General features: G+C 72.0%; 19 protein-coding genes. 6 read left to right on the forward strand and 13 right to left on the reverse strand.

Annotation, left to right across the window (positions count from 1 at the left end; genetic code table 11):
- Positions 1-9: 9 nt before the first annotated feature.
- From ACFWYM_RS00645 to ACFWYM_RS00665, 5 genes are read right to left on the reverse strand one after another with little or no spacing between them, the layout of a single operon-like run.
- Positions 10-1281 carry a cytochrome P450 gene (locus tag ACFWYM_RS00645; protein WP_384828372.1) on the reverse strand — a complete coding sequence of 424 codons (1272 nt, stop codon included), beginning with the start codon at positions 1279-1281 and terminating at the stop codon, positions 10-12.
- The gene (locus tag ACFWYM_RS00650) at positions 1278-1925 is read right to left on the reverse strand and encodes an ATP/GTP-binding protein (RefSeq protein WP_384828374.1); all 648 of its coding nucleotides are present in this window, start codon (positions 1923-1925) and stop codon (positions 1278-1280) included. Before ACFWYM_RS00650 ends, ACFWYM_RS00645 begins: the two co-directional genes overlap by 4 nt.
- Positions 1906-2277 (reverse strand): DUF742 domain-containing protein, encoded by a 372-nt coding sequence (locus tag ACFWYM_RS00655; RefSeq protein WP_384828376.1) that lies wholly within the window; start codon positions 2275-2277, stop codon positions 1906-1908. Before ACFWYM_RS00655 ends, ACFWYM_RS00650 begins: the two co-directional genes overlap by 20 nt.
- Positions 2274-2684 (reverse strand): roadblock/LC7 domain-containing protein, encoded by a 411-nt coding sequence (locus ACFWYM_RS00660; RefSeq protein WP_384828378.1) that lies wholly within the window; start codon positions 2682-2684, stop codon positions 2274-2276. Before ACFWYM_RS00660 ends, ACFWYM_RS00655 begins: the two co-directional genes overlap by 4 nt.
- Positions 2685-2688: 4 nt before the next feature.
- Complete coding sequence (locus ACFWYM_RS00665; protein WP_384828380.1) at positions 2689-4422, reverse strand: ATP-binding protein; 1734 nt, start codon at positions 4420-4422, stop codon at positions 2689-2691.
- A 606-nt stretch (positions 4423-5028) separates the two neighbouring features.
- Here ACFWYM_RS00665 and ACFWYM_RS00670 point away from each other — a divergent pair.
- Positions 5029-6093 (forward strand): lipoate--protein ligase family protein, encoded by a 1065-nt coding sequence (locus ACFWYM_RS00670; protein WP_384828382.1) that lies wholly within the window; start codon positions 5029-5031, stop codon positions 6091-6093.
- Between the two features lie 27 nt (positions 6094-6120).
- Here the strand turns inward: ACFWYM_RS00670 and ACFWYM_RS00675 are convergent, their stop codons facing one another.
- The 4 genes from ACFWYM_RS00675 to ACFWYM_RS00690 all read right to left on the reverse strand — a co-directional run bounded on the left by ACFWYM_RS00675 (position 6121) and on the right by ACFWYM_RS00690 (position 9442).
- Positions 6121-6693, reverse strand: a complete 573-nt coding sequence (locus tag ACFWYM_RS00675) for a Uma2 family endonuclease (protein ID WP_384828384.1) — start codon at positions 6691-6693, stop codon at positions 6121-6123.
- Positions 6694-6781: 88 nt separating this feature from the next.
- Complete coding sequence (locus ACFWYM_RS00680; protein WP_384828386.1) at positions 6782-7492, reverse strand: DUF4232 domain-containing protein; 711 nt, start codon at positions 7490-7492, stop codon at positions 6782-6784.
- A 121-nt stretch (positions 7493-7613) separates the two neighbouring features.
- On the reverse strand, positions 7614-8282 hold the full coding sequence (locus ACFWYM_RS00685; protein WP_384828388.1) for a response regulator: 669 nt from the start codon (positions 8280-8282) through the stop codon (positions 7614-7616).
- On the reverse strand, positions 8279-9442 hold the full coding sequence (locus ACFWYM_RS00690; protein ID WP_384828390.1) for a sensor histidine kinase: 1164 nt from the start codon (positions 9440-9442) through the stop codon (positions 8279-8281). The genes ACFWYM_RS00685 and ACFWYM_RS00690 overlap by 4 nt, the downstream gene beginning before the upstream one ends.
- A gap of 331 nt (positions 9443-9773) precedes the next feature.
- On the opposite strand from ACFWYM_RS00690, the gene ACFWYM_RS00695 reads away from it, so the two are divergent.
- Positions 9774-10682, forward strand: coding sequence for a class I SAM-dependent methyltransferase (locus tag ACFWYM_RS00695; RefSeq protein WP_384828392.1), 909 nt, complete (start codon positions 9774-9776; stop codon positions 10680-10682).
- Between the two features lie 53 nt (positions 10683-10735).
- Here ACFWYM_RS00695 and ACFWYM_RS00700 read toward each other — a convergent pair whose 3' ends face one another.
- Positions 10736-11680 (reverse strand): LysR family transcriptional regulator, encoded by a 945-nt coding sequence (locus tag ACFWYM_RS00700; RefSeq protein ID WP_384828394.1) that lies wholly within the window; start codon positions 11678-11680, stop codon positions 10736-10738.
- An 81-nt stretch (positions 11681-11761) separates the two neighbouring features.
- Here ACFWYM_RS00700 and ACFWYM_RS00705 point away from each other — a divergent pair, with 81 nt between their 5' ends.
- The 3 genes from ACFWYM_RS00705 to ACFWYM_RS00715 all read left to right on the forward strand — a co-directional run bounded on the left by ACFWYM_RS00705 (position 11762) and on the right by ACFWYM_RS00715 (position 15190).
- Positions 11762-13048: an MFS transporter gene (locus ACFWYM_RS00705; protein ID WP_384828396.1), complete on the forward strand. Its 1287-nt coding sequence runs from the start codon at positions 11762-11764 to the stop codon at positions 13046-13048.
- 130 nt (positions 13049-13178) lie between these two features.
- Positions 13179-13820, forward strand: coding sequence for an NAD(P)-dependent oxidoreductase (locus ACFWYM_RS00710; RefSeq protein WP_384828398.1), 642 nt, complete (start codon positions 13179-13181; stop codon positions 13818-13820).
- 188 nt (positions 13821-14008) lie between these two features.
- Positions 14009-15190: a glycosyltransferase gene (locus ACFWYM_RS00715; RefSeq protein WP_384828400.1), complete on the forward strand. Its 1182-nt coding sequence runs from the start codon at positions 14009-14011 to the stop codon at positions 15188-15190.
- Positions 15191-15222: 32 nt separating this feature from the next.
- Here the strand turns inward: ACFWYM_RS00715 and ACFWYM_RS00720 are convergent, their stop codons facing one another.
- The gene (locus tag ACFWYM_RS00720; RefSeq protein ID WP_384828402.1) at positions 15223-15816 is read right to left on the reverse strand and encodes a hypothetical protein; all 594 of its coding nucleotides are present in this window, start codon (positions 15814-15816) and stop codon (positions 15223-15225) included.
- Positions 15817-15896: 80 nt separating this feature from the next.
- Between ACFWYM_RS00720 and ACFWYM_RS00725 the strand changes: the two genes are divergently transcribed.
- Positions 15897-16775, forward strand: a complete 879-nt coding sequence (locus ACFWYM_RS00725; RefSeq protein ID WP_384828404.1) for a nucleosidase — start codon at positions 15897-15899, stop codon at positions 16773-16775.
- A 29-nt stretch (positions 16776-16804) separates the two neighbouring features.
- Here the strand turns inward: ACFWYM_RS00725 and ACFWYM_RS00730 are convergent, their stop codons facing one another.
- Both ACFWYM_RS00730 and ACFWYM_RS00735 read right to left on the reverse strand, forming a co-directional pair.
- Positions 16805-17983, reverse strand: a complete 1179-nt coding sequence (locus tag ACFWYM_RS00730; protein ID WP_384828405.1) for a barstar family protein — start codon at positions 17981-17983, stop codon at positions 16805-16807.
- Between the two features lie 136 nt (positions 17984-18119).
- On the reverse strand, positions 18120-18350 hold the full coding sequence (locus ACFWYM_RS00735) for a hypothetical protein (RefSeq protein ID WP_384828407.1): 231 nt from the start codon (positions 18348-18350) through the stop codon (positions 18120-18122).
- Positions 18351-18357 lie beyond the last annotated feature (7 nt).

The following is an 18357-nucleotide window of genomic DNA, read 5'->3' on the forward strand; positions in this document are numbered from 1 at the left end:
GGCCCCGTGTCATGCCGTCTGCGCCGCCGTGAACTCCACCGGAAGCCGGTCCAGGCGGGACTCCCACGTGGAGGCCGTGGAGGTCAGCTCCACCTGGTCGACCGCGAGGCGCAGTCCCGTCAGGCGGTGCAGCAGGACGTCGACGGCCGTCGCGATGATGGCCTGGCCGACGCCCTGTCCCGGGCACTCGTGGGAGCCGCCGCTGAAGGCCAGATGGGCCTGGTTGCCGTGCAGGTCGGAGGTGGCGTCCGGGCGGATCTCCGGATCGGCGTTGCCCGCTGCGAGGCCGAGCACGAGCAGGTCGCCCGACTTGATGTGACGGCCGCCGATCTCCAGGTCCGAGGTGGCGAACCGGCCCGGACAGACGGCGAGTGGCGGCGTGGTCCACATGACCTCCTCTACCACCGCCGAGACGTCCAGCTGTCCGCTCACCAGGCCCGCCATGTGCGAGGGGTGGGTGAGCACGGACTGCAGCACGCGGGCCAGCAGGTTGCTGGTCGTGGTGTGCGCGGCGATCAGGACCAGGCGCAGATGACCGAGGATCTCGTCTTCGTCGAGGTCCGCGCGGTGGTCGATGAGGCCGGTCGTGAAGTCCGCACCCGGCTCGGCGCGCTTGCGCTTGGCCAGCTCCTGCAGGATCTCCATGATGCGGTCGTTGTGCGCGAGCGCGTCCTCGCCGCCCTTGATGACCTGCGCACAGGACGTGGCGAGGCTGCGCCCTTCGCGCTCGGCGAGCCCGAAGAGCCGGGTGAGGACGAGCATCGGCAGGTACTCGGCGTAGTCGGCCACCAGGTCGGCGCTGCCCTTGTCGGCGAACGCGTCGATCTGCTTGTTGGCGAACCGCGTCACGTGCCGTTTGATGCCGCGGTCGGCGACGGCCTGAAGGTTGTCCGTGACCGCCCCGCGCAGGCGCCGGTGCGGCTCGCCCTCCTGGGAGACGCAGTCGGGACGCCAGCCCACCATCTGCATCAGCGGCGAGGTGTCCTCGACCCGTCCCTCCGTCCACTCCCGCCAGATCCGCGAGTCCCGGGTGAACTGACGCGGGTTCTCCAGGACCCGCCGATTCTCCCGGTACCCGAGGACCAGCCACGCCGGCACGTCCCCTTCGAGGAGGACGGGCGCGACCGCCCCGTACTTCTCCCGCAGCCGGTCGTAGACCCCGTGCGGGTCCGCCGAGACGCCCTCTCCGTAGAGGCGCGTGACGCCTCCCGGGCCTGCCGGGCCGTCGTGCCGCACCGGGCAGCCGCCCGTGGCGGGAGGAGTCTGGGGCTGGTCGTTCACTGGGGCTCCAAGACGGTGGCGGCCGAGCGGTCCTTGAGGTGGCGGATCAGCGCGATGAGGACATCGCGGCTGGAGGCCCGGTCGCGGGCGTCGCAGGCGACGACCGGGGTGGACTCGGGGATGTCCAGGGCCTCCCGTATCTCCTCGACGGGGTGGTTCTGCGAGTCCGGGAAGACGTTCAGGGCGATGACGAAGGGGACGCCCTGGCGCTCCATCTCCTCGATGGCGCGGAAGCTGGAGGCCAGGCGCCGGGTGTCCACGAGGACGACCGCGCCGAGGGCGCCCTTGAACAGGCCGTTCCACAGGAACCAGAAGCGCTCCTGGCCGGGCGTGCCGAACAGGTAGAGCACCAGCTGTTCGTTGATTCCGATGCGGCCGAAGTCGAGGCTGACCGTGGTCTCCTGCTTGTCGGCGATGCCGACCAGGTGGTCCACGTCGACGCTGGCCTGGGTCAGGGTCTCCTCGGTGGTGAGGGGCTTGATGTCGCTCACGGAGCGGACCATGGTGGTCTTGCCCGTGCCGAACCCCCCGGCGATCATCACCTTGACCGAGCGGCTGCCCGCGGCCAGGGAGTCCGCCGACGCCCCGCCCTGACGGGCGGCGTCGCCGGGGTGACCTGGACGGTCAAAGCCTTTCAAGTCCACTGAGTACCTCCTCAAGGAGCGCGAGGTCCGGCCCGCGGCCGGGTGCGGAGACCGGGATCGGGTTACGGGCTTCCACCCGGCCTGCGTCCAGCAGGTCGGCCACGAGCACCGCGAGAATGTTGAACGGCAGCCCCAGGTGGGCGCCCAGCTCGGCCACCGACAGCGGGTCGCGGCAGCGGCGCACGATCTCCTGGTGCTCGTGCTGCATGCCGGGGGCGGGCGCCGACCGGGAGACGATGAGGGTGGCCACGTCGAGCCCGGCGGCGGCCCCGCCCGGCCCGCTGCGCCCGCCGGTCAGGACGTAGTAGCGCTCGAGGCCGGACGGTTCGGTGGACCGGCGGGGGCCGCTCATCCAGGCTGCTCCTCCCGGCGCGGAGTGGTGCCGAGCAGCTCACCCATCCTGCGGGCCAGGTCTCTCATCTGGTGCCCGAGCAGACCCTGGTCGAGGCCCTCCTTGGCGAGGACGCCCAGATAGGTCTCCACCCCGGCCCGCACCACGAACAGGTGCCCGCCGTCGACCTCGATCATCGCGAGGCGCAACTGGCCCCCGTACTTGGGGAATTGCTCGGCCACGGGCTGCGCGAGGGCCTGCAGCCCTGCGACGACGGCGGCGAACCGGTCGACGTCGTCCGGGTCGTCGGCTCCGTACGACGTGATGGCCTTGCCATCACTGGAGGCGACGAGGGCGAAGCGGATCTCCTGGATGCTCTCCGTCAGATCGCGGAGCGCCCAGCTCACGTCGGTCTCGTGTTGCGGCATGTGGCTAGTCGCTCCCTTCGGTTCGGGACGCGTCGCCGGGGGTCTCCGGGGACTCGTCGGTGTCGCGGCCGGCCGTGGCGAACGCCGCGAGGCCGGTGAAGGACGCGTCCGGCGGCACGGCCGACCGCTCCGGGCGGCCCGGCTCCGCGGCCGACTGCGCGATCGGGTCGTGCTCCTGCGGAGCGGTCTCGGTGGCGGCCTCGGCGCGCTTGCTGCGGCGCCGGGGCAGGCCGCCCGCCGTGGTGTCGGCGTCGTTCATGTCGCCCGGCTGCGGCTGTACGGGGACGGAGACGGGAACGGAGGCGGCGGGCTCGGCCGTGGTGGCCGTGGCCGTCGGGGCCTCCGGCGCCGTGGCGGCCGGCAGCGGGCTGAAGTACTTGTGCGGCACGACGACGACCACCGAGGTGCCGAGCCACGGGGAGTCGGCGAAGGTCACCTTGATGCCGTACTTGCGGGCGAGGGTGCCGACGACGCGCAGGCCGAGGTGCGCGTCCTCGGAGAGCCCGCCGAGACCGGCACCGGCGGCCACGCCCTCCAGCGACTGCAGGGCCTGCTGCTTCTTCTCGTCGGTGAGGCCCTTGCCCGCGTCCTGGATCTCGATGCCGACGCCGTTGGGGACCTCCTTGCCGGAGACCACGACGGGCTCGGTGGGCGGCGAGTAGCGGGCCGCGTTGTCGAGGAGGTGGGCGAAGATCAGGGTGAGGTGGTCCACCAGGCCGCCGTCGACGCCGAGTTCGGGGAGCTGGCGTACGTCGATGCGGTCGAAGTCCTTGATGCGGCCGATGCCGCCGCGGACGACGCCGAGCAGCCGCTGCGGCTCCTGCCACTGCCGTCCGGGCCGGACGGTGCCGCCGAGGACGCCGATGCTGGCGGCGAGACAGTCGGCGGGGCCGATCGCCTGGTCGAGCTCCATCAGCCCCTGGGCGACGGCGGGCACGCGCCCGTGTTCGCCCTGCAGTTCATGCAGACGCCCACGGATCTTCCCCGTCAGTACGTGGATGCGGTTGCCGATGCTGATGACGGCCTGCTCGGCGGAGGTGCTGCGGTTGAACTCCTCCTCGACGGCGATGAGGCCCGTGCGCAGGACCCGCCGCACACCGTGCCGGAACTCCGGCGTGACATCGGCCTCTTGCTCGAGCGGGGGCAGTACGTCGTCGATGGCCTCGCCACCGCGCAGACCGGCGATACCGGCGGGCAGGAAGTCGCCGCCGAGCCGGTCGAGCAGCTCCTGCTGGCGGTGCAGGCTGCGCTGATAGGCCGTCACTTCGTGGGCGAGCCGGGCCTCGTGAGCGGCGGCGGCGTCGGCGAGGCGGGCCTCGTGGTCGGCGGACTCGTCGGCGAGCCGGGTCTCGTACGCGGTCGACTCGTCGCTGATGCGGGCCTCGTAGGCCGCGGTCTCGTCGGCCATCCGCGTCTCGTAGGCGATGCGCCGCTCCTCGAACTGCCGCTCAAGGGAGGCCACATGCTGCTGCCACTGCTGGGAGTGGCTGACCTGGGTGGCGCGCGACTCCTCGGCGGCGCGGGCGAGGTCCTCGCGGGTGCGCAGCAGCTGGCGGACACACGCGGCGGCGGCCACGGACGCAAGGACACCGAGTCCTGCGATGGGTATTCGGGCCCCGTCGGACCCGAGGGCGACAGCGGCGACGGCGGCCCCGACAAGGCCGGCCGGCAGCAGCCACCAGCTGTACCAGGCGCCCGGTGCGCGGGCCGCCGCCGACGGCGGAGTGGCAAGTTCCATCTGCATCCTCAAACCAACGCGATCGAACAGTGGACAACCCCCCTGGAGGGAGCCGCACTCATCGCATCGGCCGGTGCCCCGGCCCGGCGGCACACGCCCCGATCACTTCCGTGATCCCCCGTACGACAGCGCGACGACGCCGAGTACACGACTGGTCTCAATCGCGTCAACTCGCAGCGCCGCAAGGGAGCTTATCTGGTTCCGCATATGAAAGATCAAGTGGCCCTGGTCGCGCCGCTGCCGCGTAGGTGATCTTCCAGCCAGGCGGCTGAAAGTCGCGGTGGGCGTGGGGGATGGGGGTGGGTGCAGGGGACAAGCAGTGGACGGGAGGGAGCGGTATCGACTCGAACCAGGCACACCCTTTTGATTCCGCATTATTCCCGTATTGGTTCTGCATTGACTCTGCATTGGCTCTGCATTCATCCCGCATCGATCCCGCATCGCCCCCGCCATGATTCCGCGATGATTCCGTATTCCACGGGCACCGGCCGGACGGGCGGGCCTCCTGGACCCAGTTCGCCCGGCCTGAGCTAGCGTTATGGACGATTCGGACAATCGCCGTGGACCTGGATGGGTGTGCGGTGGGCCTGGAGGCGAGGCGACACAGTGCACGGTGAGTACAAGGTTCCCGGCGGCAAGCTCGTCGTGGTGGACCTGGACGTCGAGGACGGCGTGCTGCGGCGGGTGCGGGTGGCCGGGGACTTCTTCCTCGAACCGGACGACGCCTTCGAGGTGCTCAGCCACGCCCTGGAGGGCGCCCCCGCCGACACCGACACCGCGGGGCTCGCCGCCCGCATCGACGCCGCCCTGCCCGAGGGCACCGTGATGTACGGCCTGACCTCGGAGGGCGTCGGCGTCGCGGTGCGTCGCGCCCTGGCGCACGCCACTGACTGGACCGACTACGACTGGCAGCTCATCCACGAGAGCCCGCAGTCCCCTGCCCTGCACATGGCGCTTGACGAGGTCATCACGACGGAGGTCGCGGCGGGGCTGCGGCCGCCGACGCTGCGGGTCTGGGAGTGGGCCGCGCCCTCCGTGATCATCGGCAGCTTCCAGTCCCTGCGCAACGAGGTCGACCCGGACGGCGCCGCCCGCCACGGCATCGAGGTGGTGCGCCGCATCTCCGGCGGCGGCGCCATGTTCGTGGAGCCCGGCAACACCATCACGTACTCCCTGTCGGTGCCCGAGGCCCTCGTCCAGGGACTCTCCTTCGCGGACAGCTACGCCTACCTCGACGACTGGGTCCTCGGCGCCCTCGGCGACATGGGCATCAAGGCGTGGTACCAGCCCTTGAACGACATCGCGACCGACGCCGGGAAGATCGCGGGCGCCGCGCAGAAGCGCATGGTCGGCCCCGGTGGCGGACCGGGCGCCGTGCTCCATCACGTGACCATGTCGTACGACATCGACGCGGACAAGATGCTCGAAGTGCTGCGCATCGGCCGCGAGAAGCTCTCCGACAAGGGCACCAAGAGCGCCAAGAAGCGGGTGGACCCGCTGCGCCGGCAGACGGGGCTGCCGCGCGAGACGGTCATCGAGAAGATGATCGACTCGTTCCGCGGCCGGTACGGCCTGACGGCGGGCAAGGTCACCGAGGACGAACTGGCCCGCGCGCAGGAGCTGGCGCGGACGAAGTTCGGCTCGGCGGAGTGGACGGGGCGGGTGCCGTAGGGCGCGGGTGCCTTGGAGCGCGACGGGTCAGAACTCCGAGGTGTCGAGGTCCAGCGCGAAGGGCTCGGGCAGCGTCACCGGAGTTCCGAAGGGGAAGGGCCCGGCCACCTGCGTGAAGCCGAGTTCTCCGGGCACGGCGAACAGGGTGCAGGACCGCTCCTGGCGGTCGACGAGGAGGTAGAGCGGGGCGCGGTACTCGGCGTAGCGGCGGCGCTTGACCTTCCGGTCGGTCTCAGCGTTGGACTCCGAGGTGATCTCGACGATCAGCAGGGTCTGGTCAGGAAGCAGGGCTTCACCGCCCTTCGCCAGATCTCGCGGCACTACCGCCAAGTCCGGTACGTACCAGTTGCTGCTTCCTGGCAGATCGAGATTGCCGGAGCCCGCACGACAGCCGAGCTCGCGCAACCTCGGTCCCAGCTGTTCGCGGATCAAATCGCAGACGTTCTCATGGTCCCAACTCGGCATGGTTGGCTCGATGACCCCCTCCACGATCTGCACCCGGTCTCCCTTGATGTGCTGGATCGCGAACTTCAGCGCGGATTCAGGGTCGTCAGCCGTGTACGGGCGGGGCTGGGCGCCCGAGTGCGGTTGTGCGCTCATCGGTCCTCCGTCGGGCATGTGTCTGCAGCATGACGACAACATCTGGTCTAACGCAACGGATGCCCGTTCGTGGCGGTTCCCCCTGGTGTCATCCCTTCCGGTGATCAACACGGCGGTCGTCTGCCGCCTTCTTCCACGCCGTCGCCCCGATCCGCCCCGTCGAGCCAAGGTCGATCCCGCCGTCCACCGCGAGGATGCGCGCGACGCCTCCGGGAGTCGGGACTACCTTCAAGTAGGTGCCCTTGAGCGGAGGTTGGGCGGTGTTGTCGTACGTGTTGCGCCAGACGACGGCCGTTGTGGCCGTCTCGCCGCGTTTGAGGGTCACGGGGTGGGGGCCGGGGTCGTCGAGTTGGGTGATGGGGTCCGTGCCCTGGAGGGCCTGTACGTGGAAGGGTTCGCGCTTGTCGCCGAGGACCTTGAGGGTGGGGTAGCCGTTCAGGCGGTACGGCTCGGTGGCGCAGTTGGTCAGCGTCACCGTCATGGCGCGCAGGCCCATGGCCGCGTCCACCGGGCCGGGTTCGACGAGGACGGCGGACTGGCCGTTCGCGCAGGCCCGTTCATGCACCGACTGCGGCGACGGCGTGGTGCCGGGGCGGGCGTCGGGGCCCGGAGAGGCCGACAGGTCCATGTCGTCGAGGTCGAAGGTGCGCGGGGACGCGGGGGTCTCAGGAGTCTCGGGAGTCTCGCGGGTCTCCCTCTTTTCGGCCACCGGGGTGGACGAGGGGCCGCCGCAGCCAGTGAGGAGCAGGATGACTGCTCCGCACACGACGGCGGCGTGTTTGAGCGGTATGACGGTCACGGGGCGATCATGTCATGGCGTGTCACTGTGCCCCTTTTCCTGCCATATCCCGTACGGGACGTGGATCGTCCCGTACGGGGCCCTGCTCGCCCCGTACGGATCGCTGCTCGTGCCGTACGCGTCACTGCTCCGCACCCCGCGCCGTCACCAGGCCCGACTCGTACGCGAACACCACCAGTTGCGCCCGGTCCCGTGCGCCCAGCTTCGTCATCGCGCGGCTCACATGTGTCTTCGCCGTGAACGGGCTGATCACCATGTGCGCGGCGATCTCCTCGTTGGTCAGGCCGCGTGCGGCGAGGACGGTCACCTCGCGTTCGCGACGGGTGAGGCCCTCCAGGCCGGGTGGGGTGGAGCGGTCCGGTGGGCGGGCGACGAACTCGCCGATCAGGCGGCGCGTCACCGAGGGCGAGAGCAGCGCGTCGCCGCGGGCGACGACCTCGATGGCCTGCAGCAGGTCCGCCGGTTCGGTGTCCTTGAGCAGGAAGCCGCTGGCGCCCGCGCGCAGTGCCTCGAAGACATACTCGTCCAGGCCGTAGTTGGTGAGGATGACGACGCGTACGGCGGCGAGCCGGGGGTCGGCGGCGATGCGGCGGGTCGCCTCGATGCCCGTCATGACCGGCATCTGTACGTCGACGAGCGCGACGTCGGGTATGTGTTCGCGGATCAGCGCCACGCCCTCCTCCCCGTCGGCGGCCTCTCCCACGACCTCGACACCCTCCTCGGCCTCCAGGAGGGCGCGGAATCCGGCCCGCATCAGCGCCTGGTCGTCGACGAGCGCGACCCGGATCACGTGCGCGTCGCCCCCTGCCGGGCAGGCCGGGCGGGGGCGGCCGCCTCCCGTGAGGGAGGGGTCTTAGGCGTGGATGCCGTCGTCGTCGCCTTGTCCTCGCGCTCCTGTCCCTCCGCCGTCAGCGGCAGCGACGCCCGCACCGCGAAGCCGCCCTCCTCCCGCGGCCCGGCGCGCAGCTCGCCGCCGAGTGCCGTGACGCGCTCGCTCATGCCGGTCAGCCCGGTGCCGGGTATCGGGGGATGGTCCGCCCTCGCCGCCCCGTCGTCCGCGACCCTGATCGTCAACTCCCGCTCGCCGTAATGGAGATGGACGTCGACCCGGTCAGGGGCGCCCGCGTGCCGGGCCGCGTTGGTCAGGGCCTCCTGGACGATGCGGTACGCCGCCAGGTCCAGCGGTGGTGACAGCGGGCGCTCGCGGCCGGTGACCGTGAGCTCGACGGGGAGCCCGGCCGAGCGGGCGCGCTCGACGAGGAGCGCGGGGCTGCCGGTGGGCTCGTCCGTGCGCAGCACGTCGAGGGTGGCGCGCAGCTCGCGCATGGCCTCGCCGCTCGCCTCCTGGATGGCGAGGAGTGCCGGGGGTATCTCCTCGCCGCGCTTGCGGGCGAGGTGCACGGCGACGCCCGCCTGGAGCTTGACGATCGAGATGCTGTGCGTGAGCGAGTCGTGCAACTCCCTTGCGATGCGCAGCCGTTCCTCGCCCGCCCGGCGCAGGGCGGCCTCCTCGCGGGTCCGCTCGGCCTCCAGGGCGCGCTGCTCCGTCTGGCGCAGATACGCGTGCCAGTTGCGGCCCGCGACGCCGGTGGCGACCGCGCACACGAACCAGCCCATCAGCAGCAGCGTCCGCTCCACCCCGTCCCCCTCGCCCACCTGTGTGGCGACGAAGACGCCGAGGAAGAGGAGGCTCGCGATCCCGGCGAACGTGCGGTGCCCCAGGCGGGCGGTGGCGAACACGGCCGCGATCATCGGGAAGGCCGCGACCGCGCCCGGTCTGGCGTGGACCACATAGGCGAGGAGGCATACGAGGGTCACGACCAGGACCGCGCGCGGGGCCTCGCGGTGGGCAGCGAGGGCCAGGGATCCCGCGACGATGAGCCCGATGTCGAGCGCCGTCGTCCCGTCCTCCGACGTCAGCGCGGCGAACACCACGGCCGTGGCGATCACGGCGCCAAGTGCCGTGTCGGCAAGCCGACTTCGCCATCGGTTCCCCCGTGTCCCCGATGGTGATGTCGACTCCGTGCGGGATCCCTGATCCCCCGGTTCCCCCTGCATGCTCCGCACCCTAGACCCCGCCACTGACAACGGCGTCGCCCCTGGGGACCGACCCCGCACTACTCCCCCGGTAGTACTCGGCGCGGCGGTCGGCCCACCCGGCGTAGGCCCGACTTCACCCGCCCATACGACGACCGGGGCACCCCGGTCCGGCGAGCATCGTCCCCATCACCACCCACAGCACAGCGCGCCGCCCGCAGCACCCCACGACGAAGGGTCAGCCATGCTCACCGAGGAACTCAGCGCCACGGTCAACTCCCAGCAGGCGCAGGTCTGGAACGGCCCCGTCGGCACGCACTGGGCCGACCACCAGGGCCGCTACGACACCATGCTCTCCGGCGTCAACGACGCCCTGTTCCACGCCGCCGCCGTCCGCGTGGGCGACCGAGTCCTTGACATCGGCTGCGGCGCGGGCGCGACCACCCGGATCGCGGCCCGGCTCGCCGCGCACCGGCACGGGCTCGGCCCCGGGCAGGCGCGCGGGCACGCCGTCGGCGTCGACATCTCGGCGCCGCTCCTGGAGCGGGCCCGGGCGAGCACCGCCGCCGAGGGCATCACCAACGCCACGTACGAACTGGCCGACGCGCAGACCCACCCCTTCCCGGAGGCGGGTTACGACGTCGCGCTGAGCCGTGGCGGGGTGATGTTCTTCGCCGACCACGCGGCGGCGTTCGCCAACATCGCGCGGGCGCTGCGCCCCGGCGGGCGGCTGGCGTTCGTGTGTCCGCGGCCGGCCGACGGGGAGAGCGAGGAGTCGCAGGCGCTCGGCCTGTTCGCGCGGCTGCTCGCGGAGAGCGGTGCCGGTGGCGGTGACGACCACGGGAACGCCCCGGTGACTCCGTCTCCGTCCGCCGTCGCGGCGCACACCGCGATGGCCTCGCTCTCGGACCCGGCCCGCATCCACGAGGTGCTCGACGGGTACCGGGAGGTGACGGTCACGCCCGTGCCGGTGGAGACGGTGTGGGGGCAGAGTCCCGCGGACACCGTCGAGTTCATGCTGTCCCGTACGCCTGGGCGCGCGGTTCCGGCGGCCACGCGCGCCGCACTGGAGGAGGCGTTCGCCCCGTATGCGACCGTGCGGGGCGTGCGGATGCAGGCGGGGGTGTGGCTGGTGACCGCGGTGCGTCCCTGATGCCGCCGCTCCGGCGGAGCGGGCGTGGTGGTTCGCGATGCCTCTCTGGTTGATCAAATGGTGGGGGCCGCTGTCATCGGCGCCGTCATCGGCACCGTCATCGGCACCGTCTCCAGGAACGCTGCCGCCGCCGGTGAGCGCCGCGCCTCGTTCCACACCAGGCGCTCCTCGCGCGTGGGCCCGTCGAGCAGTGGCACCACCGTCACTCCCGGCAGCCGCGACACGAGCCGTGACGGGAGCAGCGTGATGCCGAGGCCGCCGCGCACGAGGTCGACGAGGAAGCCGAGGTCGTTGGCCTCGAAGGCCACCTCGCGGCGGAGCCCCGCGGCCGCGAACGCCTCGTCGGCCTGGGCGCGCGCGGCGAGGCCCGCGGGGAAGTCGACGAACGTCTCGTCGACGATCTCCGCCAGCGGGACCGGGTCGCCCGAGGCCCGTTCGGCGTCCAACGCCCGTTCTGCGAGCGGGTGGTCCGGGGCCACGACGGCGACGTGGCGGTCGACGACGAGGGTGCGGCTCTCCAGGCCGGCGCCGACGTCGCCCCGGTAGGACGGGGGCACGCCGAGGAGGCCGAGGTCGAGGCCACCGTCTCGGACGTCCCGTACGAGGGCCTCGCTCATGCCGTGCTGCAGGCGCATCGTCACCTGCGGATACCGGTCGTGGTACGCGCGCATCAGGCGGGGCACGTCGACCGCCGTCCCCGTCGCGATCGCCCCGACGGCAAGCCGCCCGCGGATCTCTCCGGTCGCCGCCGCCACCTCGGAGCGGGCCCGCTCGGCGGCCTCCAGGGCCTGGCGGGCGGCGGGCAGGAACGCCTCGCCCGCGGCGGTGAGCCGCACCTTCCGGCTCGTGCGCTCGAACAGCCGCGCCCCCAACTCCTTCTCCAGCTTCCCGATCTGGTGGCTGAGCGCCGACTGCACGACCAGGCAGCGCTCGGCGGCCCGCGTGAAGCCGCCCGTCTCGGCGACGGCGATGACATAGCGCAGCTGTTGCAACTCCATGCGATCCATCGTGATGCGCGATCGTTTGGATGACAAGCATGTGTTGGACTCATCAATGATGGTGGCCGCAGGCTTACTTTCATGACCTCAACGGGACAGACACCGACGGGACTTCGCCCCGAACCCACGGCTGCCACGACTGCCGGGACTGCCGGGGCTGCCGGGGCTGCCGGGGCTGCCAGGACTGCCGGGGAGCCCCGCTCCGGCGGACCGCGCCGCGCCCTGCTCCTCCTGATGGCCGTCGCCACCGGCCTGTCCTGCGCGGGCAACTACGTCGCCCAGCCGCTGCTCGACCTCATCTCCCGCGATCTGCACCTCGGCAGCGTCCTCGCGGGACTCGTCGTCACCGCCTCACAGGCCGGGTACGCGCTCGGCCTGATGCTCCTCGTGCCGCTCGGCGACGTCGTCGACCGGCGCCGCCTCGCGGTCACCCTGTTCTCGGCGACGGCGCTCTTCCTCACCGTCTCGGCCCTCGCGCCGACCGGCCCGCTCCTGCTCGCGGGCACCGTCCTCACGGCCCTCACCTCGGTCGGCGCGCAGGTCGTCGTCGCCCACGCCGCCGCGCTCGCCACCGCCGAGACGCGCGGCCGGGCCGTCGCCACCGTCATGGCGGGCGTCCTGCTCGGCGGGCTGCTCGCCCGGACCGCGGCAGGCGGGCTCTCCGAACTGGGCGGCTGGCGCACCGCGTACTGGGTCCTCGCGGTCCTCATGGCGGGCGCCGCCGTGGTCCTGCACCGCGTACTCCCGAACCTCCCGGTCACCGCCGACCTGCGCTACCCGGCCCTGCTCCGCTCCACCCTCGCGCTCCTGCGCGACGAGCCGCTGCTGCGCCGCCGCTCCCTGCTCGGCGCCCTCTCGCTCGCCTCATACAGCGTCCAACTCACCGCGCTCACCTTCCTGTTGGCCGGGTCCCCCTACAACTGGTCGGCGCCCGCCATCGGCCTGTTCGGGCTCGTCGGGGCCGTGGGAGTGCTGTCGATGACGTTCGCGGCGCGGCTCTCCGACCGCGGCCACGTCCAGAAGGTCACCGGCGGCGCGACCGCCCTCCTCGTCGCCGCCTGGCTGATCCTGCTCGCCGGTGAGCACTCCCTGGCCTGGCTCGCGGTCGGCGTCGTCGCCCTCAACATCGGCCAGCAGGCCGTCCTCAACAGCAGCCAGACCGTCCTGTACGCGCTCCGCCCCGAAGCCCGCAGCCGCATCAACTCGGCCTTCATGACGAGCTTCTTCCTCGGCGGCGCCCTGGGCTCCGCGCTGGCCTCCGTGGTCTGGGCGGCCGCGGGGTGGAGCGGGGTCTGCCTGCTGGGAGCGGGGCTTTCGGCGGGGGCGTTCGCGGTGTGGGGGTGGGAGCGGGGGCGGCACGCCCACTGAACTCTCTTCCGCTCTCTTCCACTCCCTGCTCCCTCCCCTCCCTCTCCCCTCCCTCTCCCCTCGCCCTCCCGCACTCGCACTCGCACTCGCACTCGCACTCGCACTCGCACTCGCACTCAAGGAGAACACCATGAAGATCACCGTCTTTGGAGCCGCGGGCACCGCAGGCAGCCGCATCGTCGCCGAGGCCCTGAACCGTGGACACGAGGTCACCGCCGTGGTCCGCGACCCGGCGCGGACGGGCGGGATACCCGCCGCCGCCCGCATCCGTACGGGCGACGCGTCCGACCCGTCCGCCGTCGCGGCGCTCGCCGAGGGCCAGGACCTGGTCATCTCCGCGACCCGCCCCGCCCCGGGCCGGGAGAGCGAACTGGCGGCCGTCACCCGGGCCCTGCTCGCCGGGCTGCACGGCACCGGCGTACGCCTGCTGCTGGTCGGCGGCGCCGCGAGCCTCACCCTCCCCGGCACGGGCGGCACCACCGTCGCCGACGCCCCCGGCTTCCCCGCCTTCCTGCGCCCCATCGCGCTGGCCTGCAACGAGCAGCTCGACGCCGTCCGCACCACCGCCCACGACGTCGACTGGGCCTACCTCAGCCCCGCCGCCGAGCTCGAACCGGGCGAGCGCACGGGCCGGTTCCGGCTCGGCACGGACGAGCTGATCGTCGACGCGGAGGGGGTGTCCGCGCTGTCGATGGAGGACCTGGCGGTGGTGCTGGTCGACGAGGCGGAGCGGCCGAAGCACCACCGGGCGCGGTTCACGGCGGGCTACTGATCGCCTGGTCACTGCCGTTGGCTGCTGTCCCGGTCCGGCGTTCCAACCACCTCGCGTTCCTGCGGGTCCGGGGTGGTTTTCGCGTTCCTGTGTCCCAAACCGTCCGAATTTTGTGGCGGTTGGGACGGAACGTCCCGCAGGCTCACCCCGTTCAAGCAGTCCCCTAGCGGAACCCGGGGAGAGTGTCCGTGCCATTACGTCTGGCCATCACTGCCGAGCCGATTCCTTCGCATGTCTCCGCACTCGATTACGTCACCGTCCCGGCCCGCCGACAGGGCCACCACGTCGTGCTGTACGCCCCACTCATGTTCCGCGGCGAAGCCGGGCGCCGGGGCGTGGAGTTCTACCGGGCCGGGCCCGACTGGACCTGCAATCCCATCGTCCAGCTCGCGGCGAGCGAGATCTGGAAGGAGTACGGGAACGCGCCCTTCAACCGCTACATCTTCGGCCGCCTCTGGCCGGACCAGGCCGGGGCGAAGGCCGCCGAACTGATCACCGCGTGGACCCGGACGCGGCCCGACCTGGTGATCGCCGAGTGCAGCGACCTCGGCGCACACCTCGCGGCGAAGGTCCTGGGACTCCCCGTATACGCGGCGGACAACGGTCTCGGCCCGGTGCTCCGGGACTTATGGGACACCGACGTCGCTCCCGTACTGGCCCCGCTCCACAAGCGCCACGGGCTGGACGCGGCACCGGAGTTGCCGCCGCTGCTCACCCCGGCGCCGGTCCCGTGGTTCTACGGGACGCCGCCGCGGCCTTCGGTGCGCGCGGTGCGGCGCACGGTCGCGCCGTTCCGGAGCACCTTCCCCGACTCACTGGCCCCATCCCCGTCCCCGTCCCCCTCCCCCTCCCCCTCGCCCTCCCGCCCGTTCGTCTACGTGAGTCTCGGCACTCTCACCACCGCGATGACCGGTCTGCGTACGGTCGTGGGGAACGTGTACGAGAAGGTCATGGCCGCGCTCTCCCGCATCGGCGTCGACGCGATCGTGTCCGCGGGCGACCTCGCGCAGGACCTGCGGAGCACGGACCCCCGTATCAAGGTCGTCGAGCAGGTCCGGCAGCCCGCGCTCCTGCACCACGCCGACCTGTTCGTGACGCACGGGGGCCGGGCGTCCCTGCTCGACGCGGTGCAGGCCACAACACCCGTACTGGCCCTGGGTGTTCTCGCCGACCAGCCCGCCAACGCCGAGGCGTTCGCCCGGCGCGGACTCGGCCGCGCGCTGGACCACACGGCGAAGCGCGCCGAGATCACCGACGCCGTCATGGCCCTCCTCGGCGACCCCTCCTACAAGGCCGCCATGACCGCCGCCGACGCCGAGCTGTCGCAGCTCCCGCCGCTCGACATCACGAGCCTGCGGGAGAGGGCGTGACCCGGCGTACCGACTACCTGGCGGACGACGGACTAACTACCTCCTCGCCGTCCCAACGGCCGTGCATACGACACCACTTGCCACCCCAGCACCCCCGTGACCAGCGCCTCGACCACGGACACCGCGAGCAGCAGCCCGCCGCCCTCCCCCTCGCCCGCCACCCAGTACACGCACAGTCCGGCCAGCGGTACGACGCAGAAGGCCAGCAGGTCGACGGCGCACTGGATGGCCTTGCGGGAGCGGCGGCGGACGTCGCGGCGGTGGGCCGTCTCCCAGCCGAAGACCTCCGCGGGCGGCTGCCCGCCCTCGGCGGTGGGAGCGGCGAGGGCGGCGAGGCGGGGTCCGAGGTCGCCTCGGACGTAGGCGCCGATCGCCGAGATCTTCTCGTCGTTGACCAGGTAGGTCCAGCCCAGGATCGTGCACACGGGCGGCAGCGCGAGCAGCATCGGCAGCCGTCCGGTCTGCGCGGCGGCGGCGCTCACCGCCGCGACGGCCGCCAGCGTCACGTACAAGAGGTTGTCGCGGAACCCTATGCGGGCCTTCTGTTCGTCCTTGACGGTCTGGTACTCCGTGAGCAGCAGTTTCCCCATCGTGACGTCCGGTTCGCGCCGCGTCCCGTCCCCCATGTTCCCTCCCGCATCGGCTCCCCCACCGCCCCCGTACGAGCGAGCAACCACGCCCGGGACGATGCCCTACCGTCAACACCGTGACAGACGCGACAGACATCGCAGGCACCAACCGTCCCACCGTCCTGGTCCTCGCGGCGCTCCCGTCGGAGTTTCTCGCGATGCGGCAGCACCTCACGGACGTCGAGGAGCGCGAGGCCGAGGACGGCACGCTCGTCGACTACGGCACGCTCCCCGACTCCCCGTGGAACATCGCCCTCGTCGAGCTCGGCGAGGGCGCCGTCAACGCGGCCGCGCTCACCACGAGCCTGGCCTCCTGGCTGCGGCCCCGCGCGGCCGTGTTCCTGGGCGTCGCGGGCAGCCTCAAGGAGGACGTCGGGATCGGGCACGTCGTGGTGGCCACCAAGGTGTACGGGGTGCACGGCGGCAAGGCGAACCCGGAGGGCTTCGACGCGCGGCCGCAGGCGTGGCCCACCTCGCACCGCCTGGTGCAGGCGGCCCGTGCGGCGCTGCGTGCCTCGGAGTGGCAGGGCCTGGTCCACTTCAAGCCGGTGGCGGCGGGCGACGTGGTGCTCAACTCCCGGGAGAGCACGCTCTCTTCGCAGCTGCGCCACCACTACGGCGACGCGGTGGCCATCGAGATGGAGAGCTCCGGCTTCGCCCAGGCCGCCCACCTCCACGACCAGCTGCACATGCTGACGGTCCGTGGGATCAGCGACCTCGCGGACGGCGCCAAGCACGCGGCGGACGCGGCCGGTTCGCAGCCGTACGCCGCCGCGCAGGCGGCGAAGGCGGTGGCCGCGCTGCTGCGCAAGCTGCGCCCGTTCGGCGACGCGCAGCCCGACTCCGCTTCGGCCTCGCCCGCCGCGCCCGGCAAGCGCGTGTACGGGGGCGACCACATCGACTTCAGTGGCGGCACGTTCCATGGCCCGGTCACGGGCAAGCGCACGGACCACTGACGGGCAACGAGCCGCGCCGACTGCTCAGTTCACCGCAGAATGACCGTGACGCCACGGGCTTCCAGGTACCGCACGATCTCGCCCAGGTACGTGACGTCGTCGCCCAGCGAATCGCGGGCAGCCTCCGCGTCGTGCCAGTGCAAGGTGAAGGGCGCCGCCGCCCCGAAGCCACCGGCGAGACAGTCCTTGAAGGACTGCCAGTCCGAGCCGAAGTACGCACCCGGGCCGCGGAGTGCCTCGGCCAGCGCGCAGTGCAGGCCCTCGGGGTCCGTGACGAAGCGGCCGTCGAGGTGGTAGGTCCCGCCGACCTCGTCCAGGTCCGGGGCGGCGGTGTTGTGGTAGGCGAGCCTGGACCACGCGCGCCTGCCCTCCGCGTCGTACCGGGCCCACAGGTTGGGCTCGCTCGGGGCCCCCTTGTACCAGGCGTCCCAGGCCAGACGCACGCTCGGCGACGGCGGGGCCTCGGCGCCGTGGGCGAGCGTGATGTCGAGGAGGTCCTTCCCCAGTGCGGACGGGCGCGATGACATGAGGCCGAGCGGGTCGAGCGGGTCGAGCACCAGGGTCCGGTTCTCCATGGGGCGGCCGTGTCGGTCGAGCGCCCAGAGTTTCAGCCACTGCACCTGTTGCGGGTCGCGCCCCGCCTCGCGCAGGAGCTCCGTGGGCTCGCAGCCAATGAGCTCCATGGGCGTGCCCGCGGGCTCCGGCCGATCCACGCGCAGGCCCTCAACTCCGGTGCAGGAGCCTAGGGAGAGGTCGCCCGAGGCGAACAGGCCGTAGCGGGAGGACGCGCCCAACTCCGCACGATCCGAGCCGGAGCCGGAGTCCCCGTCCGGGTCCGTCACCGCGGCTTCGACCACGACGTCGACGAGGGAACCGTCGCCGCCGGAGGGCCGATGCCCGCTCACCACGACGTCGGCCAGGTCCCACCACTCCACCGGACGCTCGCCGTTGGAGATCTCGACGCACATGTCACCGAGGCGGGTGACCGCTCCGGCGGGCTGCTGGAGAGCGTCACGCAGGGGGCCGTCCGGACTGCACCCGAGGAAGGTGAGAGTTTCCCTCGGCAACGGGACGGGGTCCACGAACAGCCTCTCGACGTCGGCGCAGCCTCCCCAGGGGTGCTCCTCTCCGTCGCGGTCCTCGGCCACGAGCAGATATCTCAGCGGGATGCCCCGCCGCCACGACCAGTGACCACCCTCGACCCGCATCCCTCTGCACTCCCTGCTCCCTGTTTCCTGTTCCGTACTCCCTGCTCCCTGTTTCCTGTTCCGTGCTTGATCGCCGTATCTCCAACAGCCGCGCGCGGCCCCGCCGAGAGGTGTCCCGGCGGGACCGCGCCGCAGGTCATTCGTCGACGGCCTCCAGGAAGTACTCGTAGGAATCCAGGTCGAGACGCACATCGGCAAGCCGCCCGAGTGCGGCCGCTCGGCTCCCCTCGAGGGGATACACGTCGACGAGCCGGTCGGCCGGGATGCCCATCACGTCGGCTGTGGCCTCCAGGCCGATCCCCGATACGTCCAACTCCCGCTCAGGAAAGTCGGAGTTCTTCCTGTAGACGGTGATCAGGATCTTCACGGGTCAC

Source organism: Streptomyces sp. NPDC059009 (assembly GCF_042740175.1).
In the GTDB taxonomy this organism is placed as follows: Bacteria; Actinomycetota; Actinomycetes; order Streptomycetales; family Streptomycetaceae; genus Streptomyces.